Annotated in this window: 21 protein-coding genes; 12 read left to right on the top strand and 9 right to left on the bottom strand. The window is 63.1% G+C overall.

Going from position 1 to position 26,776, the window contains the following annotated elements:
- Nucleotides 1-81: 81 nt before the first annotated feature.
- Nucleotides 82-447, bottom strand: a complete 366-nt coding sequence (locus tag B0E51_RS09070) for a helix-hairpin-helix domain-containing protein (RefSeq protein ID WP_077444567.1) — start codon at nt 445-447, stop codon at nt 82-84.
- 213 nt (nt 448-660) lie between these two features.
- Between B0E51_RS09070 and B0E51_RS09065 the strand changes: the two genes are divergently transcribed.
- From B0E51_RS09065 to B0E51_RS09045, 5 genes are all read left to right on the top strand, one after another.
- Nucleotides 661-2,085 (top strand): M20 family metallopeptidase, encoded by a 1,425-nt coding sequence (locus B0E51_RS09065; protein ID WP_077444566.1) that lies wholly within the window; start codon nt 661-663, stop codon nt 2,083-2,085.
- A 15-nt stretch (nt 2,086-2,100) separates the two neighbouring features.
- Nucleotides 2,101-2,832 carry a YggS family pyridoxal phosphate-dependent enzyme gene (locus B0E51_RS09060; protein ID WP_077444565.1) on the top strand — a complete coding sequence of 244 codons (732 nt, stop codon included), beginning with the start codon at nt 2,101-2,103 and terminating at the stop codon, nt 2,830-2,832.
- A 615-nt stretch (nt 2,833-3,447) separates the two neighbouring features.
- The gene (locus tag B0E51_RS09055) at nt 3,448-4,005 is read left to right on the top strand and encodes a C40 family peptidase (RefSeq protein ID WP_254424487.1); all 558 of its coding nucleotides are present in this window, start codon (nt 3,448-3,450) and stop codon (nt 4,003-4,005) included.
- A 186-nt stretch (nt 4,006-4,191) separates the two neighbouring features.
- Nucleotides 4,192-4,809, top strand: coding sequence for a rhomboid family intramembrane serine protease (locus B0E51_RS09050; RefSeq protein ID WP_077444563.1), 618 nt, complete (start codon nt 4,192-4,194; stop codon nt 4,807-4,809).
- A gap of 26 nt (nt 4,810-4,835) precedes the next feature.
- Entirely contained in the window at nt 4,836-6,203 is a 1,368-nt protein-coding gene (locus B0E51_RS09045; RefSeq protein WP_077444562.1) for an amino acid permease, read from the top strand.
- A 54-nt stretch (nt 6,204-6,257) separates the two neighbouring features.
- On the opposite strand, the gene rapA is transcribed toward B0E51_RS09045, so the two are convergent.
- From rapA to B0E51_RS09015, 6 genes are all read right to left on the bottom strand, one after another.
- Nucleotides 6,258-9,098: an RNA polymerase-associated protein RapA gene (gene rapA / locus B0E51_RS09040; RefSeq protein ID WP_077444561.1), complete on the bottom strand. Its 2,841-nt coding sequence runs from the start codon at nt 9,096-9,098 to the stop codon at nt 6,258-6,260.
- Nucleotides 9,099-9,219: 121 nt separating this feature from the next.
- Nucleotides 9,220-9,900, bottom strand: a complete 681-nt coding sequence (locus B0E51_RS09035) for a Fe2+-dependent dioxygenase (RefSeq protein ID WP_077444560.1) — start codon at nt 9,898-9,900, stop codon at nt 9,220-9,222.
- A gap of 98 nt (nt 9,901-9,998) precedes the next feature.
- On the bottom strand, nt 9,999-12,329 hold the full coding sequence (locus B0E51_RS09030) for a catecholate siderophore receptor Fiu (protein ID WP_077444559.1): 2,331 nt from the start codon (nt 12,327-12,329) through the stop codon (nt 9,999-10,001).
- A 381-nt stretch (nt 12,330-12,710) separates the two neighbouring features.
- Nucleotides 12,711-14,840, bottom strand: coding sequence for a M13 family metallopeptidase (locus tag B0E51_RS09025; protein WP_077444558.1), 2,130 nt, complete (start codon nt 14,838-14,840; stop codon nt 12,711-12,713).
- Nucleotides 14,841-14,982: 142 nt separating this feature from the next.
- Nucleotides 14,983-16,809, bottom strand: coding sequence for a M14 family metallopeptidase (locus B0E51_RS09020; RefSeq protein WP_168172611.1), 1,827 nt, complete (start codon nt 16,807-16,809; stop codon nt 14,983-14,985).
- Nucleotides 16,806-17,483, bottom strand: coding sequence for a DUF502 domain-containing protein (locus tag B0E51_RS09015; RefSeq protein ID WP_077444725.1), 678 nt, complete (start codon nt 17,481-17,483; stop codon nt 16,806-16,808). Before B0E51_RS09015 ends, B0E51_RS09020 begins: the two co-directional genes overlap by 4 nt.
- Before the next feature lie 195 nt (nt 17,484-17,678).
- Here B0E51_RS09015 and B0E51_RS09010 point away from each other — a divergent pair, with 195 nt between their 5' ends.
- Both B0E51_RS09010 and B0E51_RS09005 read left to right on the top strand, forming a co-directional pair.
- Nucleotides 17,679-18,212 (top strand): sigma-70 family RNA polymerase sigma factor, encoded by a 534-nt coding sequence (locus tag B0E51_RS09010; protein ID WP_077444557.1) that lies wholly within the window; start codon nt 17,679-17,681, stop codon nt 18,210-18,212.
- Nucleotides 18,209-18,880, top strand: a complete 672-nt coding sequence (locus tag B0E51_RS09005; RefSeq protein ID WP_077444556.1) for a hypothetical protein — start codon at nt 18,209-18,211, stop codon at nt 18,878-18,880. The genes B0E51_RS09010 and B0E51_RS09005 overlap by 4 nt, the downstream gene beginning before the upstream one ends.
- Before the next feature lie 6 nt (nt 18,881-18,886).
- Here the strand turns inward: B0E51_RS09005 and B0E51_RS09000 are convergent, their stop codons facing one another.
- A complete protein-coding gene (locus B0E51_RS09000; protein ID WP_077444555.1) occupies nt 18,887-19,339 on the bottom strand; it encodes a DUF4442 domain-containing protein in 453 nt (150 codons plus the stop codon).
- A gap of 83 nt (nt 19,340-19,422) precedes the next feature.
- Nucleotides 19,423-20,292, bottom strand: a complete 870-nt coding sequence (gene trxA, locus B0E51_RS08995; RefSeq protein WP_077444554.1) for a thioredoxin — start codon at nt 20,290-20,292, stop codon at nt 19,423-19,425.
- Nucleotides 20,293-20,432: 140 nt separating this feature from the next.
- On the opposite strand from trxA, the gene B0E51_RS08990 reads away from it, so the two are divergent.
- The 5 genes from B0E51_RS08990 (at nt 20,433) to leuS (ending at nt 26,771) form a co-directional block, all read left to right on the top strand.
- Complete coding sequence (locus B0E51_RS08990; RefSeq protein WP_077444553.1) at nt 20,433-21,050, top strand: paraquat-inducible protein A; 618 nt, start codon at nt 20,433-20,435, stop codon at nt 21,048-21,050.
- Nucleotides 21,047-21,685 carry a paraquat-inducible protein A gene (locus tag B0E51_RS08985; RefSeq protein ID WP_077444552.1) on the top strand — a complete coding sequence of 213 codons (639 nt, stop codon included), beginning with the start codon at nt 21,047-21,049 and terminating at the stop codon, nt 21,683-21,685. The genes B0E51_RS08990 and B0E51_RS08985 overlap by 4 nt, the downstream gene beginning before the upstream one ends.
- Complete coding sequence (locus B0E51_RS08980) at nt 21,678-23,369, top strand: MlaD family protein (RefSeq protein ID WP_077444551.1); 1,692 nt, start codon at nt 21,678-21,680, stop codon at nt 23,367-23,369. The genes B0E51_RS08985 and B0E51_RS08980 overlap by 8 nt, the downstream gene beginning before the upstream one ends.
- Nucleotides 23,366-23,986: a PqiC family protein gene (locus B0E51_RS08975; RefSeq protein ID WP_077444550.1), complete on the top strand. Its 621-nt coding sequence runs from the start codon at nt 23,366-23,368 to the stop codon at nt 23,984-23,986. Before B0E51_RS08980 ends, B0E51_RS08975 begins: the two co-directional genes overlap by 4 nt.
- A 103-nt stretch (nt 23,987-24,089) precedes the next feature.
- On the top strand, nt 24,090-26,771 hold the full coding sequence (gene leuS, locus B0E51_RS08970) for a leucine--tRNA ligase (protein ID WP_077444549.1): 2,682 nt from the start codon (nt 24,090-24,092) through the stop codon (nt 26,769-26,771).
- Nucleotides 26,772-26,776: the final 5 nt, after the last annotated feature.

The raw sequence follows: 26,776 nt of genomic DNA, 5'->3' as shown, positions 1-26,776 counted from the left end.
GGAGAGGCGCGCGAGTGTAACGCAAGCGGCGCGACCCGCCATGGATCGCGCCGCCCGGCCTTTCTGTGCAGGTTTTGCGGATTATTCTGCTGACGCCGCGGCGTCGGCAGTTGCTTTCTTGCTCTTGCGCCGACTCTTGACCGGCTTGTCTGTCTTGGTCACCGGAGCATCCGTTGCGGTGTCGGCGAGCAGGATGGCTGCGCGATTGCGCTCAAGTGTCGCCGCGCCGATACCCTTGATCTGGGACAGGTCATCCGCGCTCTTGAAGGGGCCGTGCGCATCGCGCCAGGCGACGATCGCCTGAGCCTTCGACTGGCCGATGCCATCCAGTGAAGTGGCAATGGTGGACGCGTCGGCCTTGTTGATGTTGACGGGTGTTGCGGCGAACGCCAGACCGGGCAGAGTGAGGATCAGTGCAAGGGCAAGTACGGCAAGTTTGTGGAACATGGCCTTTCTCCCTGGGTGTGATGGCGGCATCCGGGTGCCGCAGCCGCAGAGTGCCCGCCCGCGGGCGAAGACGCAGTCGGACATGCCAAGGCAAGACTGTGCGCAAGCGTTGCGGCCAACCGTGGGTATCGCCTGATGGCGTGTCGGCGTCGACGCCGGTGTGGTCGGGTGGCGCTGTTACAATGGCGATCTGATCGTCCCCGGAGTTTGCGCATGGATACCACCCGCCTTTCCCGTTTTGTCAGTGGCCTGTGGGACGATGAAATCGTGCCGCAGCTGGTCGAGTACATCCGCATTCCCAACAAGTCGCCGATGTTCGACGCGAAATGGGTCGAGCACGGCTACATGGACGCCGCGGTCAAGCTGATGGAGACGTGGGCGCGTTCCAAGCTGGGGGCCTTGCCGGGTGCCACACTGGAAGTGGTGCGGTTGGAAGGGCGCACCCCGCTCATCTATATCGAAGTGCCCGGCCAGGGCGACGATACCGTGATGCTGTATGGCCATCTGGACAAGCAGCCGGAAATGACCGGCTGGGCCGAGGGCCTCGGTCCGTGGACGCCAGTGATCAAGGGCGACAAGCTCTACGGTCGCGGCGGTGCCGACGACGGCTACGCGATCTTCGGTTCGCTGGCTGCGCTGCTGGCGCTGCATGAGCAGGGCATTCCGCACGCGCGTTGCGTGGTGATGATCGAGGCCTGCGAGGAATCCGGCAGCTACGACCTTCCTTATTATGTTGACCACCTGGCCGCACGCATCGGCAGTCCGTCGCTGGTGGTGTGTCTGGATTCCGGCTGCGGCAACTACGACCAGCTGTGGCTGACCACCTCGCTGCGCGGCATGACCGGCGGCAATCTCACCGTGCAGGTGCTGGAAGAGGGCGTGCATTCGGGCGACGCGTCCGGCGTGGTGCCGTCGAGTTTCCGCATCCTGCGCGAGCTGCTGTCGCGGCTGGAGGATCCGGAAACCGGCCGGATCAAGCCGAAGGAGCTGTACGTCGAGATTCCGCAGCAGCGGGTGGAGCAGGCCAAGCTTTCCGCCGAGGTGCTGGGCGAAGAGATCTACGACAAGTTTCCGTGGGTCGAAGGCATGCAGCCGGTCACCTACGATCTGACCGAACTGGTGCTCAACCGCACCTGGCGCCCGCAACTGGCAGTGACCGGCATCGGCGGCATGCCGCCGCTGGACAGTGCCGGCAACGTATTGCGGCCACAGACCTCGGTGAAGCTCAGCCTGCGCGTGCCGCCGACGCTCAATGGCGCGAAGGCAGGCGAGTTCCTCAAGCAGCTGCTGGAAAAGGACGCGCCGTACGGCGCCAAGGTCACCTTCACTCTGGAAAAGGACGGCAGCGGCTGGAACGCGCCACAGCTGTCGCCATGGCTGGAACAGGCGGTGGCCGATGCCTCGCAGCACTACTTCGGTGCACCGGCGACTTATATGGGCGAGGGTGGCAGCATCCCGTTCATGGGCATGCTGGGCGAGAAATTTCCCAAGGCGCAGTTCCTGATCACCGGCGTGCTTGGTCCGCATTCCAATGCGCATGGCCCGAACGAATTCCTGCACATCCCTACCGGCAAGAAGGTCAGCATGGTGGTGGCCGAAGTGGTGGCGCGACACCACCAGCAAGGCGCCAAGGCCTGAGATCGACGGTCAGCCATGAGCACCGAGACCGACTATCTGGCGGCGAACTGGGCGCAGATCCGTCGGCAGGTCGATGACGCCTGCCGGGCTGCCGCACGTGATCCGGCCACGGTAGACATCCTGCCGGTCAGCAAGACCTTCGGTCCGGACGTGGTCCGGGCCGCCATCGGCCTTGGCCTGCATCGCTTCGGCGAGAACAAGGTGCAGGAGATCCGCGACAAGTCGGCGGCACTGGCCAATGACAGCATTGCCTGGGTGATGATCGGTCACCTGCAGACCAACAAGGCCAAGGACGTGGCGCGGCTGGCCAGCGAAGTGCAGTCGCTGGATCGGCTGGAGCTGGCGGTGGCGCTGCATCGGCAACTGCAGCAGGCCGGTCGCACCATCGACGTGCTGGTGCAGGTCAAGACTTCGCCCGAACCCAGCAAGTACGGACTGCCACCCGAGCAGTTGCCGGCTTTCCTCGATGCCTTGCGCGGTTATGACAGCTTGCGTGTGCGTGGCCTGATGACGCTCGCGATCCATTCCAGCGAGGCTGCCCAGGTGCGCGACTGCTTCCGTCGGCTGCGCGAACTGCGCGACCACGCGATAACGCAAGGCCATGATCTGCCGAGACTTTCGATGGGCATGAGTGGGGATTTCCCACTTGCGATCGCCGAAGGCGCCACCGATGTACGCATCGGTACGGCGATCTTTGGTGGCCGGGCCACTTCGGGCACTAATTACCGGCATGAAACCGGAATGTAGTTCTGTATAGGGTGGAATTTCGCCAAATTAAGCACGTAAATTGTTGAAAATAAATAACTTGATCACACTGTGACGGTCATCACGTTTTTTTGAAACGATGAAGTTCAGTTAACCCAGATCGAACAAACAGACGGGATCTTCTTGCTAATTTCACTCCCTAGTCACGTCGTCAGCTTTGCAGGCGGCTAATCCTGATGTAATTCAAGGGATTTTTCCCGCATGCCAATCAAACGATTGACTGTCTGTTCCGTGCTTGCGGCTGCCATGTTCGTGGTTGCACCCACGCAGGCAACGACCAGCAAGACCCACGGCAAGCCAGTCCATGCAAAGCATGTGCAGCACAAGCCGGTCCATGGCAAGTCAGCTCAGCACAAGTCGACGCATCGTACGCACGGCAAGCTGGCTGATACGGCTCCGCAGGACACTCATTCCGATTCACTGGCATCCAGCACCGATTTCGCAGAGACAGCGGCCGTCGTTGCTGCCCCGGCGCAATCGGAGTTGCCGATCCCCGCTTCACTCCAGACCAGTTCGTTCACGCTGAGCGGTTCGCCGTCGGCCGCGAATGCCACGCCGGCGTGGCTGGCGCAGGCACCGTTGTTCAATCCGGCCGGAATGCTGGTGCAGTCGACCAAGCCGACCTATTTCGGTTCGCTGGCTACGGTCAGCGAGAATGTCGCCGCAGGCAGTGTCGCGGCAAGCAGCACATCCGATCAGATCGACGCCGGTACGCAGACAGCAGACGCGAACGGTACCGAGAATGTCACCGATCTGCGCAAGGCCCTGATCTCGCTGGCGATGAACCTGCGCGATATCCGCTACGTGCGTGGTGGTCGCGATCCGTCCACCGGTTTCGACTGCAGCGGTTTCGTCCGCTACGTGTTTGCTCATGCGGTTGGCCTGCAGTTGCCGACCAACTCCGCTTCGCAATTCCTGGCTGGCCTCAAGGTCAATCGTGCCGACATGAAGCCGGGCGATCTGGTGTTCTTCCACACGCACGGCAAGAGCCGCATCTCGCACGTGGGTATCTATATTTCCGACGGCCGTTTCATCCATTCGCCGGCCAGCGGCAAGTCGGTGGAGATTTCCAGTCTCAACGAGACCTATTGGGCCAAGCGCTTCGCCGGTGCCAAGCGTCCCGAGGGGATCGCGCAGGTGGCGAGCAAGGGGTGATCGATAGTCGCCGCCGCCGTTTCCAGAAGCCGCCGAAAGGCGGCTTTTCATTGGCTGTGGTTCACGGCTCAGGCAGGCGACGCATGAACGATTCAGCATCGTGTTGGTCAGCGTATCCGTACCGCGGTCGCATCGATACCTGCATCATGCGTACTCTGTCATCTGCGATTCCCCGGAAACAATCTGATGCCCTTTGATCTGCCCCCCGTCACGCGCAACCTGCTCATCGCCAACATCGCTGTGTTCCTGCTGCAACAGGTGATGGGCGACGTCATCGTGCAGTATTTCGCGCTGTGGCCGCTGGGCAGCGGCCTGTTCGAGGTATGGCAGATCGTCACCAGCGCGTTCCTGCACGGTGGCTATGCCCATATCCTGTTCAACATGTTTGCGCTGTACATGTTCGGCGGGGCGATCGAGCGCACGCTGGGGGCGCGCGAGTTCACCATCTACTACTTCGTCTGTGCGATTGTTGCCTCATTGCTGCAGCTGGCGGTGCTCTGGTTCTTTCCGCCGACGGAATACGGGCCAACGCTCGGTGCGTCCGGCGCGATCTTCGGCCTGCTGCTGGCGTTCGGCATGATGTATCCGCACGAGAAAGTGATGCTGATGTTCCTGCCGATCCCGATGCCGGCGTGGCTGTTCGTGACGGGGTATGCCGTCGTCGAGTTGACCATGGGCGTGACCGGCTTCGAGGCGGGTGTTGCGCATTTCGCCCACCTTGGTGGCATGCTGGGCGGCATTGTGCTGATCGAATACTGGCGCGGGCGGCTGCCGCTCAAGCCGAAGCGGATCCTGCGACGCTGAACCATCCTTCTCCTCGAGTGGAATCCATGTCCGAATCCCTGCAACGCCGACTGACCCCGCGCCACATCACCTTCATGGCGCTGGGCATGTGCATCGGCGCCGGCCTGTTCCTCGGCTCGGCCAGCACGATCAAGCTGGCTGGCCCGTCGGTGCTGTTCGCCTACCTGTTCGGTGGCGCGATGATCTTCATCATCATGCGCGCGCTTGGCGAAATGGCCGTGCAGGATCCGGTGGCCGGATCGTTCAGCACGTATGCGCACAAGTATCTGGGCCCGTTCGCCGGTTATCTCACCGGCTGGAACTACTGGATCCTGATGATGGGGGTGGGCATCGCCGAGAGCACCGCGGTGGGCATCTACATGAAGCAGTGGTATCCCGATCTGCCGCAGTGGATCTGGACCTTCGGCAGCGTGGCGATGATCGGCGGATTGAACCTGATGGCGGTGAAGGTCTATGGCGAGCTGGAGTTCTGGTTCGCACTGGTCAAGGTGCTGACCGTAGTGCTGATGATCCTCGGCGGCGCCGCCATCATCTGGCTCGGCTGGGGCAACGGCGGCCATCCGGCGGGTCTGTCCAACCTGTGGACACATGGCGGCTGGTTCCCGAATGGCGTGACCGGCATGGTGCTGGCGTTGCCGGTGCTGGTGTTCTCGTTCGGTGGCATCGAGACGATCGGCATGGCGGCGGCCGAGGCATCCAACCCGGAGCGCACGATTCCCCGCGCCGTCAACTCGGTGATCTGGCGCATCCTGATCTTCTATATCGGCGCGCTGTTCGTGATCATGGCGATCTACCCGTGGAACGAACTGGGCACGCAGGGCAGCCCCTTCGTCACCACGTTCGCAAAGCTCGGCATTCCGCAGGCGGCCGGGCTGATCAATTTCGTGGTGATCACGGCGGCGCTGTCGAGCTTCAACTCCACAACCTTCAGCGGCAGCCGCATGCTGTACAGCCTGTCGACCAAGCGGCAGGCGCCGGCCGGATTGCAGCAGCTGAGCAAGCACGGTGTACCGGTGCGCGGCGTACTGGTGACCATGGCCTGCCTGATGCTGGGCGTGCTGCTGAACTATCTGGTGCCCGAGCGCATCTTCGGCATGATGATGTCGATCCTTGCCTTCAATACCGTGTGGACCTGGGGCATGGTGCTGATCGCGCACTGGCGTTTTCGCCGACGGCAGACGACGGCCCTGGTATTCCAGCTGCGCTGGTGGCCATTGAGCAGCGTGGTGTGCCTGGCGTTTCTCGCGTTCGTGCTGGTGATGCTTGGCTACAGCGCAGACACCCGCGTGGCGCTGTATGTGGGCGCGGCATGGGTACTGCTGCTGGCGGTCGCATACAAGGTGTTTGGCGTCGACCGTCGCTTGCGGGAGACCGATTACGCGCCTGCCGGTTGATCGCAACGCGGATCAACCAGACAGGCTTGCGGTGGTCGTGGCGGCGTTGCCGGCTCAGCGCAGCGCGAGGAAATCCGGGCTGACCACGAAGCGCACCGCATCCAGCCGAAGACGGGATTGCGGCAAGACTGCCAGCAGGGCGGAGCGTTCGTCCGCGACGGCGGCGATTTCCGCCTCGCTGACGGAGGGGTTCACTGCACGCAATGCGAGCAGACGTGAAAGTTCGGCATCCAGCGTAGTAGTGGCGAGAGCCAGCGCTTCGTCGATGCTGCCCTGTCCGCGTGCCGTGGCGAGCGTCTCGGCACGCTCCAGCATCGGTGGCACCAGCTTGCCGAGGAATTTGCGGTAGCGCATCACCTCGATGTTGCGGTCGCTCGCCTTGCGCAGCGCGATCTCACTGGGCGAAAAGTCGACGCGTTCGGCCAGCCGGGTGTCGATGGTGACCACGATCGGCAAGCTCGGCAGGAAGCGTTCGGCATCCAGCCGCCGGTCGGCGACGCATTCGAGCACGAACACGGTCTGCAGCAGGGCCGTGCGCGGTGACAGCTCATCGTCGACCATGAAGGCAGCATTGCCTTGTTCGCTGGACAAGGCCAGATCCAGCGCACCGGCTACCAGCGGGTGGTCCAGCCGCAACAGCGGCAGATCCTCACGCGCCAGTGCCACGTCGCGGGCGAAGGTCACCGCTTGCGGGCCGTCGGCAAAGCCGGGCAGCGCATCGGTGGACAGGTATTGCGGGTCGAGCAGGAGTACCTGGCCGCCGAGTTCCTCGGCATGGATGCCGAACGCCTCCAGCAGACGCTGCACGAAGGCGTCGCGATCGGGCGCGCGATCCTCGCGGGCAAACGCCTGTTGCAGTTCGTCGGCGTGCAGGTCGCGACTGGATGCCAGCTCCAGCAGATGATCACGGCCGGCGCGGATAAGTTCGGCCATCTGCTCGTGGCTGGCCCGGGTCTCGGCCAGCAGCACGTCCAGTTCCTGGTCGCGGTTGTCATCGCCGCGCGCATGTTCTTCAGCCAGGCGCGCCAGCGGTTCGCCGTAGCGACGCAACAGTTCACGCCCGTCGGCCGGGCTCATGCGGAACGCGTCGATGCCTTCGTCATACCAGCGCGCCAGCACGTGCTGCGCGCTGTCGGCGACGACAAGGATATGGATGGCGATATCGTGTTTCTGGCCAATACGGTCGAGGCGGCCGATGCGCTGTTCGAGCAGGTCCGGATCGAGCGGCAGGTCCCACAGGATCAACCGGTGCGCAAACTGGAAGTTGCGTCCTTCGGAGCCGATCTCCGAGCACAGCAGCAGGCGTGCGCCGTCGGGCTGGGCGAAGTACGCCGCATTGCGGTCGCGCTGCACGATGCCAAGGCCTTCGTGGAAACGCGCGATGCCGGCACCGGTGCGCGTGCGCAGCGCTTCCTCCAGCGCCAATACCTTGGCCTGGCTGCGGCAGATCAGCAGGAACTTGTCCTGCGGGTGTTGATCGAGCAAAGCGGTAAGAGTGTCGATGCGCGGATCGGCGCTGTAATCGACTTCGATCAGGCTTGCGGGCTGCTGGATGTCGGCATGGAATTCGGCGAGCAACGAGTGCTTCGCACTTTCGTCGAGAGTATCGGCATCCAGCAGATGCCACTCGGGCAGGCGCTTTGGAAAACCGCCGACGCCGGCGCGGTTGTTGCGGAACATTACCCGGCCGGTGCCATGGCGATCGATAAGGGCGGCAAGCAGGGCGCGTGCGTTGTCCGGTTTGGTCGAGTCAGTCAGTTGGGCAGTAAGCGCTGCATCGCCGTGGAAGGCCTTGGCCAGGGCAGCGCGCTGATCATCGTCCAGCGCTGCGCCGTCGAGCAGACGGTCGGCGATTCGCGACAGTGCCTGAAAGCTGTCAGCCTCGGCCAGGTAACCGTCCAGATCCTGATAACGCTGTGGATCGAGCAGGCGCAGGCGCGCGAAGTGGCCACTGCGGCCAAGCTGTTCCGGCGTGGCGGTGAGCAGGATCACACCGGGGATTGCCGCGGCGAGCTGTTCCACCATCGTGTAGCGCGGGCTGGCCACTTCCGGCGACCAGGCCAGGTGGTGCGCTTCGTCGACCACCAGCAGGTCCCATGGTGCATCCAGCAACTGCTGCGCGTGCTTCGGCGAGTTCTCGAGAAAGCCGAAATCGGCGATCACCAGCTGCTCATCCTCGAACGGATTGCTGTCGTCGCCGGATTGCTCCAGCGCCTCGCAACGCTCTTCGTCGTAGATCGCGAAACTGAGGTTGAAGCGGCGCAGCAATTCGACGAACCACTGGTACACCAGCGTGTCGGGCAACAGCAGCAGCACGCGCGAAGCGCGGCCGGTGGCGAGTTGGCGGGCGATGATCATGCCGGCCTCGATGGTCTTGCCCAAGCCGACTTCGTCGGCCAGCAGCACGCGCGGCGGTCGGCGCGCGGAAGCGATGCCGGCCACGCGCAGCTGATGCGGCACCAGTCCGATCCGCGCGGCGCCGAGGCCCCAGGCGGGTGAGCGACGCGCCTCGGCACGCCGACGCAGGCCTTCAAGGCGCAGTTCGAATTGTGCGACCGGATCGGTGCGGCCGCCGATCAGGCGGTCGTCGGCCTGGCTGACGCTCTGCTCGTCATCGAGCTGGCCTTCGTGCAGTTCTCGGCCCTCGCCGCGATAGATCAGCAGCTCTTCGCGAATCTCGACGCGCTCCACCAGGAACGCGATGCCCTTGCCGGCGACGCGCTGCCCGGCGCGAAACTCCGCGCGCAGCAGCGGCGCCGAGTCGACGGCATAGGGGCGCAGCACGCCGGCCTTGGCAAACAGCACCTGCACGCCGCGTCCTTCGACACGCAATACAGTGCCGAGACCGAGCTCGGGTTCGGCGGAGGAGATCCAGCGTTGACCAGGTACGAACATTGCTCAGCCGTGTTGCATCAAGGGCCGACAATTATCCGCTCCGCGGCACGCGCTGGGAACAGCTGGCTGCAAATGGGCAACGTGGGGTCATTCCAGCTTGCGTCGTTCGTTGCCTCTGTGCTCAGGTTTCGACCCACTGCCGCAGCAGGTTGTGATAGATCCCGGTCAATTGCAGCAGCGCATCGGCATCGGCGCCGGATTCGGTCAGGGTCTGGATCGAAGTGTCCAGTTCGAACAGCAGGCGGCGTTGACTGTCATCGCGGATCAGGCTCTGCACCCAGAAGAACGCAGCTAGGCGGGTTCCGCGCGTCACCGCTGCGACTCGGTGCAGACTGCTGGACGGATAGACGATCAGGTCGCCGGCCGGCAGTTTCACCTCGTGTTCGCCGTAGGTATCGCTGACGATCAGCTCGCCGCCGTCGTAATCGTCCGGTTCGCTGAGAAACAGCGTGCAGGAGATGTCGCTGCGCAGCTGGCCGGCATCCCCGGGCAAGCCCATCACGGCGCCGTCGACATGGAAGCCGTAGTGACCGCCACCTTCATAGCGGTTGAAGCGTGGCGGCAAGGTACGCAACGGCAAGGTTGCCGCGTGATAGAGCGGCTGTTTCGCCAGCGCCGACAGGACGGTGTTACCCAGTTGCTGTCGCAGTGGCGAGGTGTCCGGCAACTGCTGGTTGCGCTTTACCTTCGCGCCCTGTGGCCCGACGGTTTCACGGCCGTCCGTCCAGTCAGAGGCATCCAGTGCGCTGCGCAACTGCCTGACCTGGTCGCGGCTGAGAACTTCGGGAATATGCAGCAGCATGATGGCTTCCAGCGTTGGTTCTATCCTTCCCCCAGCGGGAGAAGATGGCCCTCATCCAAATCCTTCTCCCAAGGGGAGAAGGATTTGCCAGGCAAATGTCAGAAGCGGAAGTTGGCGGTGAGCATGGCCGAGCGGGTGACCCCTGGAATATAACGGTAACCGCTCTTGTTGATCGCCGCGACGTAATCCTTGTTGAACAGGTTGTACACGTTCAATTGCAGATCGAAGTGCTTGTTGACCGGATAGCTGGCCACCGCGTCGAACACCCAGTAGTCCTGCGTATAGGCTGGCGTGCCGATCGCACTGTCGGTACCGCGCTGCAGCTCGCCAGAGTAACGCGCACCACCGCCGATGGTCAGGTTGAACGGCAGACGGTAGTTGGTCCATGCGGTGAAGGCGCTCTTCGGGGTATAGGCCAGCACGCTGGAGCCGTCGGAGGTCACCGAGCTGCCATTGACCACCTTGGTGTTCATGATCGTATAGCCGGTGCTGAGCGACCAGTTGTCGGTAAGCTTGCCGACGGCGTTGATCTCGATGCCTTGCACGCGTTGCTTGCCGATCTGATCGTACTGGGTGGGGTCGGTCGGGTCCTGCACCAGCTGGTTGGTGACCGTGGTGCGGTATAGCGCGCCGGTCAACAGCAAATGGTCGTCGAGCAGGTTCCACTTCGTGCCGATCTCGGCCGTGTGCGCCTTCTGGGGTTCGAGGTCGGGATTGTCCAGGCTGTTGGCCGAGCTGCTGAAGGTGAGCGTATTGCCGCCCGGCGGCTCCTGCGACATGGCGAAATTGACGTAGATGCTTCCGTTGGCGGTCGGTTTGTACAACACCCCGAGTTTGTAGTTGGGCAGGTTGCCGGAAACGCGGGCGTCGATGCCCGGCACGACACTGCCGGCCGGCAACGCACCGCACGCGGGCGTGTTCTTGCTGCCACAGACCACCGTGCTGGTGAAATCGGTGCTGTAGTGATCCAGTCGTGCGCCGGCATTGATCTGCCACTGCTCGCCGAACTTCATGGTGTCGAACAGGTAGGCCGCTTCGGTCGTGGTCTGGCCGCTGGTGAAGGCGCCGTTCGGGCCGTAGAGCAGTCCGCCGACATCGGCGTCCGGATTGTAGAGATTGGCGGCCGGCCAGGTGCTGCCATTCAGCGCGACGATACCCAGCGCGGTGGCCTTTTCCTGGGTCAGCTCGATGCCGGCGCTGAGATTGTTGGTGACGGCGCCCGTCTCGAAGTTGGCGGTAAGGTTGGTCTGGTTGGTGGCGATGCGGTTGTTCTGGTGCTTGAAGTTCGGATTGCTGCGCGCCAAGGTCCAGGTCGAGGGATCGGCCGGATCGGGGGTCTGCAGGTTGGCGGCCGTCGCCGTGAATGAGGTAAGCAGATAATCCTGCCGCGTGCGGCCCCAGCGCAGCGTGTCGTGCAGCTCGACGTCGTCAGAAAAGTCGTGCTGGACGATTGCGGTGAACATGTCCTGCTGGTCGCGATCATGATCCTGGCTGGTGCCGTAGAAATTGTCCGGATTCACCTTCGGTGCGTCGGCAAGAAAGGGGCGTGACGGATCGGGACTGCTGTAGCCGGGCAGGCCGATGGTCGAGACGCCCCCGTCGGGGATGTTGTTCTGCTTGACGTGCAGGAAATCCAGGTACACGCGGGTCGGTGTACCCAGCCCGAAAGCGAAGGACGGCGCCACGCCCCAGCGGTTGTTCTCCACGTCGTTGCGCCCGGGCACGCCGCTGTTCTGGCCCATGACGTTAAGACGGAACGCGGCGTTTGCGCCGATCGCCTGATTCCAGTCGGCGGTGCTGCGCTTCTGATCGGCACTGCCATAGCTGACCGAGCCGGAAACGCTGTTGTCCAGCAGCGGCTGCTTGCTGACCATGTTGATCGCCCCGGTAGGTGCGGTGCGACCGTACTCGGTGCCGTCCGGGCCCTTGGTCACTTCGACCTGCTCGATGTTGAACACGTCGCGCGAGATCGTGCCGAGGTCGCGCACGCCATCGACGAAGATGCTGCCGGAGGTATCGAAACCGCGCATGTAGATCGCATCGCCGGTGCTGGTCGAACCGTTCTCGCCGGCGTAGAAGGTGCCGACGCCCGGACTGTTGCGCAACGCCTCGGTCAGCGTGGTAGCACCTTGTTGCAGGAACAGCTCCTTGCTGATCACGCTGATCGTCTGCGGGGTGTCGAGGATCGGCTGGGTGAATTTGGGCGAGGAGACTTTGTCGATCTTGTAGTCGTTAGGTGTGGCTTCCACCTTGACGCTCGGCAAGGTCTTTGCGTTGGTGACGTTGTCGGCGCTGGTGGCTGGCATGTCGGCAGCCGCCGCGGGCAGAGCCAGTGCCAGGCCAGTGAGCAAGGTAGCGGCCACCATGCCGGAGGCCTGGGGCGGCTTGCGCCGTGCTGCGGGATGTTTGCGGCTGTTGATGAAAGGCATGGGGATTCCGTTGATGAATGGAGCGTCGCGTGTCGACAGGGCCTGGCGGGTCTGGCGAATGCGAGTGTTTCGCAATGGCTGGATGCAGGGGTTCGGGTCAGCAGGCGGCACGCGCAATGGGTGACTGCGTGGCCATGCAAACCCGGTGATTGGTGATCTGGCTTGTGCGACGCAGCGATTCATGCGACCCGCACATCCGGCCAGAGCAGATGCATAAGATATTTTTAATGAGAATGATTTGCAATACCTTTGTTAGGAAAATGTGCGCCTGGACGGGCGGTGTATGCCACGATCCTTGCCCCGCAATGAAAAGGGCCCCGCATTCGCATGCGGGGCCCCGGTTTCATGCCGCGATGATCCGCGGCATTCGATGCTGGCGACTTACCAGATCTTCACCTGCTTGTCGTCCGAACGCACCATGGTGTCGCCGGGCTTGCACTGGAACGCGGTGGCGAACGCCGGCATGTTGGACGGCGCACCGATGGCGCGCAGCGAGGCCGGTGCGTGCGGGTCGGTGTTGAGCGAGAGCAGTGCCTGCTTCTCGCGCACACTGCCACGCCAGACGCGTGCCCAGTTCAGGAAGAAACGCTGGTCTTCGGTGTAGCCGTCGATCTTCTGCGTGGCTTCGGCCGGGTTCGCCTTCAGTGCGACCTGGAGTGCATCGTAGGCCACGTTGAGGCCGCCCAGATCGGCGATGTTCTCGCCCAGCGTCAGCTTGCCGTTGACGTGTGCGTCCGGCTTGTCCTTGACCGGTGCATAGTCGTTGAACTGCTGCACCAGCTTGTCGGTGCGTGCCTCGAACTTGGCCTTGTCGTCCTTGCTCCACCAGTTCACGTTGTTGCCGGCACCATCGAACTGGCTGCCCTCGTCGTCGAAGCCGTGGCTGGCCTCGTGACCGATCACTGCGCCGATGCCGCCGTAGTTGATCGCGTCGTCGGCCTTGGCGTTGAAGAACGGTGGCTGCAGGATCGCTGCCGGGAAGTTGATCGTGTTGTCGGTCGGGTTGTAGTACGCGTTGACCGTCTGCGGAGTCATGCCCCACTCCTTGCGGTCGGTCGGCTTGCCGATCTTGGCGATGTCGTAGTCGTAGTTGAACTTGCCGGCCGCCTCGATGTTCGCGTAGAAATTGTCGGCGGTGATGTTCAGGCCGGACCAGTCACGCCACTTGTCCGGGTAGCCGATCTTCGGCAGGAAGGTGTTCCACTTGTCGATCGCCTTGGCCTTGGTCTCGGCGCTCATCCAGTCGAGATTCTCGATGCGGGCCTTCAGCGCATTGCGCACGTTGTCGACCAGTTCCTGCGCGCGCTGCTTGGCTTCCGGAGTGAACTCCTGCTTGACGTAGAGCTGGCCCAGCGCTTCGCCCATCGAACCGTTCACTGCACCGAGCACACGCTTCCAGCGTGGCTTCTGCTGTGGCTGACCGGCCAGGGTCTTGCCGTAGAAATCGAACTTGTTGTCCTGGAAATTCTTGCTCAGGTACGGCGAAGCGTCGTCGATGGTGTGGAAGCGCAGGTAGGCCTGCCACTGAGCCGCCGGTGCGGTGGCCAGCAGCTTGTCGAACTCGGTGAAGAATTTCGGCTGCGACAGCGAGAAGCCCTTGGCGATGGTCACGCCCTGGGCGGCGAAGAACTTGTCCCAGCTGAAGTGCGGGGTGGCCTTGTCGGCGTCCTTGACAGTGACAAAATGGTACTGGTTGGCCGGATCGCGTTCCTCGACCCGCGACAGCGAGGCGGCAGCCAGCTGGGTCTCGAATTTCAGCACGTCGGCAGCCTGGGTCTTGGCGTCGGCCTCGGACACGCCTGCCAGCGTCAAGGTCTTGGCGACATAGGCCACGTAAGCGTCGCGGATATCCTTGTACTTGTCGTCGGAGTAGTAGTCCTTGGTGGGCAGGCCCAGACCGGCTTCGTTGGCATAGGCAATCTGCATGTCGGCGTGCTGGAAGTCGGCACCGGAGCCGAACTGGAACACCTGGCCGTCACCCTCGGCATAGCTCTTGGTGATGTAGTCGGCCACATCGGCACCGCTCTTCAACGCGGCGATCGCATCGAGCTTGGGCTTGATCGGATCGAAGCCGGCCTTCTCGATGGCGTCGTCGTTCATGCCCGACTGGAACAGGTAGCCGATTTTCTGTTCGATCGAGCCGGCCTGCGCCTGTGCGGCATTCTTGGCAGCAGCAGTGACGATGTCATGCTGGGTGTTCAGGCTGTTTTCGGCCAGCTGGTCGAAAGCGCCCCAGCGAGTGCGATCCTCGGGGATCGGGTTGGCGGCGACCCACTTCGCATTGACGAAGCCGTTGAAGTCCTGACAGGCGTTGGTATTCGCATCGATCTCGCTGACGTCGAAGATGCTCTTGCCTGCATCGACTGCAGCGGTAGTGCTGGCGGCAGCCGGGGCGGCACTGGCGGTGCTGGCTGGAGTGCTGGTCGGTGCCGACTCCTGCTTGCCGCAGGCGGTCAAGGTCAGGGCCAGGCTTACTGCCAGGGCCAGGGGCTTCAGATACTGCTTGGTCATGGATGTCCCTCTGTGAGTAAGGTCGCCCATCGGGCGGGTCATGGTGGTCGTCACTGGCCGCATCCTGTCGGTTGCTCCCCCGAAATGCGGCCATGCCTCTCCCACGCTAGGTCAAACGTCATGGACCAGACAGTGTCAAAGGTCAGGGGGTGTCAGTCGGTGCGTACGCTGCCGGCAGGCTCTGCCACTGGGCGGCATCCAGCCGCAGAACCGGGTAGGCGCCGACGTGCTGGGCGGCATACCACGGCGAATGTTCGAAGAAGAATTCGAGCCGTGCCCCGGAGTCGGCGGCGAAGACCGGGTCATCGTGCAGTTTGCGCTCGAATTCGGCCTTGAGTGACGGGTCCTTCGTCAGCATCTCGCGTGCCAGTTTTTCCAGCACCCGCGGCTCGCTGTATTCCTTGGCCTCGAATATCGCGTTGAGGAAGCCCCAGTGCAGCAGCGAGTCGGGCGCCTGCGGTTCAAGCAGGTTGATCACCACGTTGGCAGCACGCTGGTCCATCGGCACGATCACCGAGCCGGCAGGCAGTTCGACCACGCGCGGCACGGCACGCAGGTCGAACCCGCGCAGCATCAGATGACCTTCGAACGGTTTGTCGGCCCACTGCGGATGATCAAGCTGGTAGCCCTCGGCGTGGATCGTCAGAGGATGCTTGAGGCGCTGGTAGCGAATGCCATGCGCATCGAGCTTGTCGATGATCGCCGTCCATTGCGCCGGCACCACATAGGCTGCCGGTGGGGTGACCGACAGATCCGGCAGCAGACCGTTCCAGTTGTCGATCGTGTACGTCTTCGGCTGGTGTGGGTCGTACTGGATCCAGTTGCTGTTGGAAATGTCGCTGTGGGTCAGGGTGAATGCATAGCCTTTCAGCTCGAACTTCGTCGATTGCGGGTCCGCCCTGAAGGTCAGCGATACGCGTGCCTGAGCATCGTGGGCACGGGCGATGGTGTCGGCATCGGCCTTCGCGGTGGCCGCGAGCAGCACGGCCGGATGCCGGTCGATCTGCTCCAGCATCAGCTCGACCAGGTCGTACACGGCATGTACGCGGTTCGCGTACGGTTTCAGCATGTGCGTTTCGATCAGCAGTGCCGGGCGGTTCTGCAGCGCCGCGTAACCGGTGGAGAAGCGCTGGCCGGAACCGAAATTCTCGATGCCCTTGCGCGGGTCACGGCCGTCCTTGAACTCCAGATAGATCGAGCCGAGGTGGCCGCGATTCTCATACGCAGGCACGGCGTGGTTGACGATCGCATCATGTTGCCATGCGCTCACTGCCGGATCGAGCTTGTGCGGATCCTCGGTGTACCAGGTGAGGTCGTACTGGTAGTCGGCGCCGTCGGTGGTGTGCACGTCGATCAGGAAATCCGGCAGCCAGTGTTGCCACAGCTTCAGCCAGGCCAGCATTTCCGGCGCGTCGGCCTTGACGTAGTCGCGGTTGAGGTTGAGGTACTGCGACTGGCCACGGAAACCCATGCTCTCCGGACCGTTCTGGTTGATACGGTGGTATGGCGACGAGTTCTCGTGGCCATCGACACTGAATACCGGGATATAGACCAGCACCAGATGGTCGAGCAGGTGCGGGTACTTGTGGGTGATCGCGATATCGCGCAGCAGCATCAGTCCGGCGTCCTTGCCCTCGATCTCGCCGGGATGGATGCCAGCCTGCAGCAGCACGACCGGTTTGCCAGCCTTGCGTGCGGCGACGGGATCAAATGTACCGTCGCCGCTTGCGATCACCACGGTCATCGGCCGCCCTTCCGGTGTGGTACCGAACGTGGCCAGATGGATCACCCCCGGCGCCGTCCGCTGCAGGCGTTCCAGATAGACCAGCGTGTCGGCATAGCTTGGCGTGATGCGGAACTGCGCCGCCTCTGCCGGCGTCATCCAGTCCGCGTTGGCTGAGTCCGTGGCGTGAGTGGCCATGGCTACAACCCCAAGCAGGGCGGACAGGAGGATGCGGTGCAGATTCATGCATGATCCTCGGGGTTTTCGTGGCGCAACGTTACGGGCGAAGCGGGCAGGGAGTCGGGCGCCACCGCACCGCCGGAAATGATGAAGGCCATCGCCTGATCCATGGTCCAGTCGGTAGGGGTCAGCTCGTCCAGCGGCACCACGACGAGATAGCCGCCGGTGGGGTTCGGTGTGGTCGGAATGAACACGGCTGCCATCTCGCGACCGCTGCCGTCTTCGCTCATCACCCGGGTGACGAAACCGGCCACCTTCATGCCGCGGCGCGGAAACTCCACCAGCACCACGCGCTGCACGCCGGACGGCTTGTTCTGCAGCACGGTCATCAGCTTCTTGGTGCCGCCGTAGATCGTCTGCACCACCGGGATGCGTGCCAGCAGGCTGTCGAACGCACTGATGAAGCGCTGCCCGATGACACGGTTGGCCAGCCAGCCCAGCAGGTACAGTGCCACCAGCGTGATCAGCAGCGCGATGATGAAGGTCAGCCATTGCGTATTGAGTGCATCGGCGACATGCGGTGCAACCAGCGCCAGCGCACCCAGCAGGGCATTGACCAGCGGTGCACCGATACCGGCGAGCATGCCCAGCACGAACTTGAATACCAGCCAGGTCACCCATAGCGGGATGAAGGTGAGCAAGCCGGTCAGCAGATAGCGTTTGAGGCGCAGGGGACGCATGGTCGTGTTCAATCGGAAGATGGAGCTGTTGATTGTAGAGGACGACGTTGACCTGTCACCGTGATGCCGCGGTAGCTGTGGATCAGCGTGTGCGGCGCAGCCGAGGACACGGATTCGATCACGGTCAGGCGAGTCGCTGTGATTTTTTTCCGTACCCTGCGAATCATGGGTGGAACGGAGGGGGAAACGACATCCATGACTGCCAGGCAACATCAGCGACGCTTTGAGTCGCTGCTGCACGAACATCGCCGGATCGTGTTCAAGGTGGCCGGCCTGTACAGCCGCAGCGCCGCCGATCGCGATGATCTGGTGCAAGAGATCAGTACGCAGCTATGGCGTTCGTTCGACGGCTATGACGAAGCGCGGGCGAAGTTCTCTACCTGGATGTACCGCATCGCGCTGAACGTGGCGATTTCGCAGGCACGACGCGAGCGCTGGTCGGAGGCTGACCGGTTCGAGCCGCTGGAGGCGCATCACCTGGAAACCGTTGGAGGCGGCGAGGCGATCCCCGAGCAGGACGAGCGGCTGACCGCGCTGTACGTTTTCATCGGCCAGCTCGATCCGCTCAACCGCGCACTGATCTTGCTGTACCTGGAAGACCGCAACTACACCGAGATGGCCGAGATCCTAGGCATCAGCGAAACCAACGTGGCGACCAAGATCAGCCGCATCAAGCAGAAACTGCGCGGCCAGATGACCGCCGTCGAAATCACCGCAGCGAGGGCATGAAGATGGAACTGGATGAGATGAAACTGGCTTGGCAGGCGCTCGATCGGCGACTGGAGCAGCAGCACGCGTTGAACGTGCAAATATTCAAGGACAGCCGGCTGGATCGGCTGCGCCGTGGCTTGCGGCCACTTGCTTGGGGGCAGGGGGCGCAGATCGCCCTGGGCATCGGCGTGATGCTGTGGGGGGTGGCGTTCTGGAGCACGCATACGCGCATATGGCAAGCGATGGCCTGCGGCATTGCTGTGCAGGCGTTCGGCACCCTCACGATTGTGTTCTCGGCGCGGGTGCTGTCCTTGGTACAGAGCATCGACTATGCGGCGCCGGTGTTGGATATCCAGCGTCGGCTGGCGACCTTGCGCGCATGGCGGATCAGGGTAGAGGCGCCGGTATTCGCCGTGCTGGGCAGCCTGATCTGGATTCCAGTCATGCTCATGCTGATCCAGTACGACTGGGATCGGATGGGGGACGCCGACTGGTGGACCAGACTGCCAGGACTGGTGCCGTGGATGCTGCTCTGCGGCGCCATTTCGCTAGCGGTGGTCGCATTGGCCTATATCCTTATCCGCTGGGCAGGCCACCGGCACTGGCTGGAGAACAACTTTGCCGGCCGCAGCGTGCAGAAGGCGGAGTCTGTACTGGTGGAGCTCACACGCTTCGAGAGCGAATGAACACGCTTAGCGCGCTTTCGGTTTCAACCGCACGTAGATCTGCTTGCGCACACGGGCGATCACTTCGCCACTCACAGTGACCACTTCGGTCTCGAACCAGCGCAGTACTTTCTCACCGCCAGCCGCCGCAGCACGCAGCTCATCGACGACGCTGTCTTCCAGCCTGAAATGTGCATAGACATCCTCACGCCCCGGTGCCACGAAGTCGATGGTGCCGGCCTTGTCCCACACGTAGTAGTCGTTGCCTAGCTTGTGCATTGCCAGCAGCATCCAGAACGGGTCGACCATCGCGAACAGGTTGCCGCCGAACTGGGTGCGCACATAGTTGCGGTTCCAGGGACGCAGGCGCAGCACCACTTGCGCTTCGCTGTAGTCGTCACTCAGCGACTGCACGCGGATGGAGTTGCACAGGTATGGCGGCCACAGATTGAGCAGACGGCGGAAGGTTGATGCGCGCATTCGATGGATTCGTACGTGGGCGGATACCCAAGCATACCCGAACATACTTGTGCGTATGGATCGGGTGGCGAAGCCGGTCGGAGTCAGAACAGCAGCGAAGCCATCCTGCGACGGTAACGGCCAACCAGCTCGGCATCGTCGAGGGTGGAGAACGCGGCGAGCAGGCGTTTCTTTGCCTGGCCATCATTCCAGTCGCGGGCTCTCTGCAGGATCGTGAGGAACTGCTCGAGTCCGGCTGCAGCATCGCCTTCCAGCAACAGCCGTATGCCAAGCAGATCGCGTGCGGCCCAGTCGTTGTCGTCGACCTGCACGCGCTGCTGCAGTTGTGCGGTAGCGGGAGCGTCCTGCAGGGCATGGGTCAGCTCAAGCTGGTTGCGCAGGCGGACGGCACGGGCGTCGATGGCAAGATTGGCCGGCAACGCGACGAGCTGCGCTTCGGCGGCATCGGCCTGGCCTGCGTGCATCAAGGCCAGTGCCAGGTCCAGCTGCAGTTCGGGCTTGCCTGACTCGGCAGCGATCGCATGTTGCAGGCGGTCGATCGCCTGTTCGGGCGTTTCCGGCACAATCTCTTCTTCGGCTGGGTTGGCGGGAGCCTCCAGCGGCTGTACATGGCGCGCCAGGAATTCGCGCAACTGGCCTTCCGGCAGCGCACCGGCGAAACCGTCAAGCACCTGGCCGTCCTTCACCAGCACTACGGTCGGGATGCTGCGGATGCCGAACATGCCGGCCAGCTCCTGCTGCTTGTCGACATCGACCTTGCCCAGCCGGAACGCGCCGTTGAATTCGGCGGCGAGCTTTTCCAGCATCGGCCCCAGTGTCTTGCATGGCTCGCACCAGGTGGCCCAGAAATCCACCAGGACCGGGGTGGTCAGGGATGCCTGCAACACGTCGGCTTCGAAGCTTTGCTGTTCCACGTCGAAGACATGGGCGGTAGCAGCAGCGGCATCAGTCACGGAAAACTCCAGTTCGGCAGATGTCGGTTCAGATCAGGGCAATGCCCAGCATATCAAGCGGCAGGGATGCTCTGGCCGCGCGTTCACGATAGATTTGCGAGAATCCGCAGATCGTCACGCTGGAACCAGGTACGGAGTCGATGGGCACGAGCTCACCCGAAGCGCTGCTGATCTGCGAGCACTGCGACACGGTCTATCGCCGGCGACCGCTGGCGCGTGGCGACGTGGCGCAGTGCGCGTGCTGTCACGCGGTGCTGGAGCGGCATCACGGACTGAGCGTGAACGCCATGCTGGCACTGGTGCTGACGGCGATGGTCGTATTCGTGCAGGCGAACATGTGGCCGATCGTCACACTTGGACTGAACGGTCAGCTCAGTGGCGCCACGTTGTGGGGCACGATCGTCGTAATGTGGCAGCAACAGGCTCAGGTGGTTGCGGTGCTGGCGGCCGGTACATTGTTCTTTTTCCCGCTGCTCAAGATGTGTCTGCTCGGATGGCTGCTGTGGTTTGCCCGTCTTGGCAGACGCGCACCGGGTTTTGTGCCGATGATGGTGACGCTGCATTACCTGCAGCCGTGGACGATGAGCGAGGTGTTCGTGCTGGGTGCGCTGGTGGCGATCGTCAAGGCGCACCTCTACTTCGACGTTGTGGCGGATCCGGGCATTTATGCCTATGCCGTGCTGACCTTGTTGATCACCATCTTTGCCGGCATCGATCTGCGCAAATTGTGGGAACTCACGCCGGAGGACCCGGCATGAGTGCATTTCCGCGCGCTGCCGAACTCGGCCTGATCGGTTGCCATGTCTGCAGGCTGGTCTGCGCCGACGCACCCGGTGACCATGATCCGGCGGATGAGCTGGCGTGTCCGCGCTGCGGTTCGGCGCTGCATCGGCGCAAGCCGTACAGCTACATGCGCACATGGGCCTTGATGATCGCCGCGTTCATCCTGTACATCCCGGCCAACGTGCTGCCGATCATGCGCACGGCCAGCTTGAATGACATCGATGACAACACCATCATCAGCGGCGTGGTGGAACTGTGGGTCAAGGGTTCGCCGGATCTGGCCATCATCGTGTTTACCGCCAGCATCGTGGTGCCGATGCTGAAATTCCTGTCGCTGAGTACATTGCTGGTGAGCAGCCAGCGTGGCAGCGGCTGGGCACAACCGCAGCGCGCAAGGCTCTATCGACTGGTGGAGTTCATCGGTTACTGGTCGATGCTGGATGTGTTCGTGGTGGCGCTGCTGACGGCACTGGTGCGCTTCGGGCTGCTTAGCCTGGTCGAGCCGCTGCCTGGCGTGATCTTTTTTGGCCTGACCGTGGTACTGACCATGCTGGCCTCGATGAGTTTTGACCCCCGGTTGATCTGGGATGGCAGGGATAGTGATGACTGATGACGGCCGCACTGAACAGGACGATCCGAGCGCCGGCGAACTGCCACGACCGGTAGTGAGACATCGTCGTTTCAATGCCTCGCTGATCTGGCTGGTGCCGGCACTGGCGGCGCTGGTCGGTCTTTCGCTGGTGATCAGCAACCGGCTGCAGGCCGGCCCGCAGATCACCATCAGCTTCCAGAGCGCCGAAGGCCTGGAGGCGGGCAAGACACCGGTGAAATACAAGAATGTGGTGATCGGCCGTGTCGGCAAGATCCATCTCAGTGGTGATCACAGCCATGTGTTGGTCAAGGTGTCACTGGAAAAGAGCGCCGAGAGCTTCGCCACCGAAGGCACACGCTATTGGGTGGTGCGCCCACGGATCGGGCTGGGCGGTGTGTCGGGCATCGATACCTTGCTGTCCGGTGCGTTCATTGGCGTCGACGCGGGCGATTCAAACACGCCGGCGGACGAGTTCAAGGGCCTGGAGACGCCGCCGGCCGTGAATCACGGCGCGCCCGGCCGCAGTTTCATGTTGCACAGCGATGACCTGGGTTCGCTGGATATCGGCTCGCCGGTGTATTACCGCCGCATCCAGGTGGGCCGTGTGGTGTCCTATCAGCTCGATCCGGACGGCAAGGGCGTTTCGCTGCAGATCTTCGTGGATGGCCCCAACGATCGTTTTGTCACCACCGCCACGCGCTTCTGGAACGCCAGTGGCATCGATGTGTCGGTCGGTGCAGCCGGGCTGAAGGTCAACACGCAGTCGCTGGCAGCCGTGCTGGCCGGCGGCCTGGCGTTCCAGGATCCACGCGGGCCGCATGACAGCACACCAGCGCCGGAGGAGACCGGCTATCAGCTGTTCAGCGACCAGGCTTCGGCGCTGGCACCGCCGGATGGCGAGCCGCGCTATATCCAGATGCGCTTCGAGCAATCGGTGCGCGGGCTGGTGGTGGATGCGCCGGTGGAATTCCTCGGCGTCAACATCGGCAAGGTGGTGTCGGTCAATCTTGATTACGATGAAAAGGCACAGCGTTTCCCGGTCGTCGTGGGCGCAGTGGTCTATCCGCAGCGCCTGGGCAATGCCTATGACAAGCTGGAAGCACTGGCCAAGGCGCGTGGCGAGAATCCCGACTTGTCGCAGCTGGTCGGACGCCTGGTCGATCACGGACTGCGCGCGCAGGCTCGCAGCGGCAACCTGTTGACCGGCCAGCTGTATGTGGCGCTGGATTTCGTGCCGCATACCCCACCCGTGTCGTTCGATCCGAACGCCAAGCCGCTGATGATTCCCACCGTGGCCGGCAGCTTCGACAAGCTGCAGAAGCAAGTGGCCGAGATCGTCGACAAGCTCGACAAGATCCCGTTCGAAAGCATCGGCAAGAATCTCGACCAGACCCTGGCTGGACTCAACGCCACGCTGAAGCAGGTCAATGGCCAGACCCTGCCGGAGTTCAAGACGACGCTGCAGGGTGTGCAGAAGACCATGGGCTCGGCCAACGCTGCGCTGTCCGGGGACTCGCCGTTGCAGCAGAACCTGGGAGCCACGCTGGAGCAGGTGCAGCGGATGGCGCGCTCGCTGCGTGTATTGACCGATTATCTGGGTGGTCACCCGGAGGCCTTGTTGCGTGGCCGTCGCCCCGATGACAAGCCGGCTGCGGTCGTGGCACCACCAGCTACCTCACCATCGCAAGGAAGTCAGCCATGATCCGTACCGCAATGCGCCTGCCTGGCATCGGGATCGCGCTGGTCCTGGCGGCCTGCGCGTCGGCGCCACTGCATTATTACACCCTGGTCCCACCGGCCAATGAGCCGGCGAACGAGACGGCAGTCCCGGCGACAGCAGCACTGCCGTTCGAGCTGTTGCCGGTCGGCGTACCTGCGCAGGTTGACCAGCCGCAGCTGGTGGTGCGCGAGGATGGACAGACGGTGGCGTTGCTCAACGGCGAGCGCTGGATCGCACCATTGGGTGACGAAGTGCGCGGCGCATTGTCGGCCGACCTCGCGCGCGAGTTGCGCAGCCCGGATGTCAGTGGTCTGACCGGCAACGGCAAGCCTTTGCTGCGGATCAAGCTGGACCTGCGCCGCTTCGACTCGCAACCCGGCAGTTATGCCCTGATCGAAGGCGGCTGGAGCGTGCGCGTGCTGCACGGCCCTCATGCCGGTGTTCTGTCTTGCAGCAGTCGCATCAGCGAGACGGTGGGGCCGGGCTATGCGGCGCTGGTGCAGGGACACCAGCGCGCGATCGGCCAGTTGGCTATGCAGATTGCCGATGCGGCGCGTGCGCTCGGGGATGGACAGGTGGTGGCGTGCCCGGCTGGATAAACCGCTTCAGGCTTGGCGCTGGGTCCGTGCTGGGCTAATCTGACCAGTTCACCGCGGCCGGCTGCAGCCGGGCTGCGCAAATCGCATCATGGCGCCAGGAATCATGCAGGACATCCAAGACCCTAACATCCTTGATCAGGGCCGCCTCGATCAGGGCCGCCCGGAACAGGGCGTCGCTGCTGACGGCTACCGGCCGCAGGCCGTGGAAGCCTCCGCGCAGCAGTACTGGAATGCGCGCCATGCGTACGAGGTGAAGGAGGATGCCTCGCGGCCGAAGTTCTTCTGCCTGTCGATGCTGCCGTATCCGTCCGGTGCACTGCACATGGGCCATGTGCGCAACTACACCATCGGCGACGTGATCAGCCGTTACCAGCGCATGCAGGGCAAGAATGTATTGCAGCCGATGGGCTGGGATGCGTTCGGCCTGCCGGCCGAGAACGCGGCGATCAAGAACAACACGGCGCCGGCGAAGTGGACCTACGCGAACATCGATCACATGCGCAGCCAGCTGAAGTCGCTGGGTTATGCGATCGACTGGTCGCGCGAATTCGCCACCTGCAAGCCGGACTATTACCGCTGGGAACAGCTGATGTTCACCCGCCTGCTGAAGAAGGGCATGGCTTACCGCAAGAACGCGGTGGTGAACTGGGATCCGGTCGACCAGACCGTGCTGGCCAACGAGCAGGTCGTCGATGGCCGCGGCTGGCGCTCCGGCGCCATCGTGGAAAAACGCGAGATCCCGCAGTGGTTCCTGAAGATCACCGATTATGCGCAGGAGCTTCTGGATGGCCTGGACACGCTGCCCGGCTGGCCCGATGCGGTCAAGACCATGCAGCGCAACTGGCTGGGTCGCAGCGAGGGGCTGGAGATCCATTTCGCGGTGGAAGGCGAAGCCGAGCCGCTGACGGTATTTACCACGCGTCCCGACACGCTGATGGGCGTCACCTTCGTCTCGATCGCCGGCGAGCATCCGCTGGCGATCAAGGCAGCGCGGGACAATGCGAAACTCTCCACTTTCCTCGATGAATTGAAGCACGGCGGTGTTTCCGAAGCTGAGCTGGAGACACAGGAAAAGCGCGGCATGGACACCGGCCTGCGCGCGATTCATCCGCTCAGTGGCGAGACCATTTCGGTCTATGTCGCCAATTTCGTGCTGATGGGCTACGGCACCGGTGCGGTGATGGCGGTACCGGGCCACGATCAGCGTGATTTTGAATTCGCGCACAAATACGGCCTGCCGATCAAGCAGGTCATCGCCGTTGCCGGCGAGGGTTCCGACTACGATCCGAACCAGTGGAAGGAGTGGTATTCGGACAAGACGCGCACGGATATGCGGGTGGTCCATTCCGGCGAACTGGATGGCAAGAGCTACCGCGAAGCGTTCGATTTCCTGGCGGCCAAGCTGGAAGGCGAGAACAAGGGTCTGCGCAGGGTCAACTGGCGCCTGCGCGATTGGGGCGTCAGCCGCCAGCGCTACTGGGGCTGCCCGATCCCGGTGATCTACTGCCCGAAGTGCGAAGCGGTGCCGGTACCGGAAGACCAGCTGCCGGTGGTGCTGCCCGAAGACGTGGCATTCAGCGGTGTGCAGTCGCCGATCAAGGCCGATCCGGAATGGCGCAAATGCGTGTGCCCGCAATGCGGTGGCCCGGCCGAGCGCGAGACCGACACCTTCGACACCTTCATGGAGTCGAGCTGGTACTACGCGCGCTACACCAGCCCCGGTGCGGATGCGCAGATCGACGAGCGCGCCAACTACTGGCTGCCGGTCGACCAGTACATCGGCGGCATCGAACACGCGATCATGCACCTGCTGTACTTCCGTTTCTATCACAAGCTGCTGCGCGACGCGGGCATGGTGCATTCGGACGAACCGGCGCAGAACCTGCTGTGCCAGGGCATGGTGATCGCCGAGACGTTCTACCGCGACAACGCCGATGGTTCGAAGGACTGGATCAACCCGGCTGCGGTCGAAATCCAGCGTGACGACAAGGCACGCGTGATCGGCGCGAAGCTCAAGGCTGACGGCCAACCGGTGCATATCGGTGGCACCGAGAAAATGTCGAAGTCGAAGAACAACGGCATCGATCCGCAGACCATGGTGGACAAGTACGGCGCCGACACCGTGCGCCTGTTCTCGATGTTCGCGGCGCCGCCGGAGCAGTCGCTGGAATGGAGTGAGGCCGGCGTCGAAGGCATGGCGCGTTTCCTGAAGCGGCTGTGGCGCGAGGTGACCGCGCATGTGGCGAATCCCGATCATCCGGAAACCGATCCGGCGGTGCTCGACGCAAGCCAGAAGACGCTGCGTCGCCAGCTGCACGAGACGATCCAGAAGGTCAGCGACGACTTCGGTCGCCGCCATTCCTTCAATACCGCGATCGCTGCACTGATGGAGTTGCTCAATGCGCTGAACAAGTTCGGCGACCAGAGCGAGCAGGGGCGCGCGGTGCGCCATGAGGCGCTGGAAGCGATGGTGCTGCTGCTCAATCCGGTGGTGCCGCACATCAGTCACGCGCTGTGGCAGGTGCTCGGCCACGCCGAGACCGTGCTGGAGGATCAGCCCTGGCCCAAGGCTGATCCGGCTGCGCTGGTGCGCGATACAGTTACTCTCGCGGTGCAGATCAATGGCAAGTTGCGCGCTACCATCGAGCTGGCTGCGAATGCCTCGAAGGATGAGGCCGAGGCTGTGGCACGCGCGCAGCCGCAGGTGCTGCACTTCCTGGAAGGCATGAGCGTGCGCAAGGTCATCGTGGTTCCCGGCAAGATCGTCAACATCGTCGCAGGATGAAATCC

The sequence above is a fragment of the Rhodanobacter sp. C05 genome, assembly GCF_002001165.1.
Classification (GTDB): domain Bacteria; phylum Pseudomonadota; class Gammaproteobacteria; order Xanthomonadales; family Rhodanobacteraceae; genus Rhodanobacter.
Note: the sequence above shows the minus strand (reverse complement) of the source record. Positions and strands in the feature narration are given on the sequence as shown.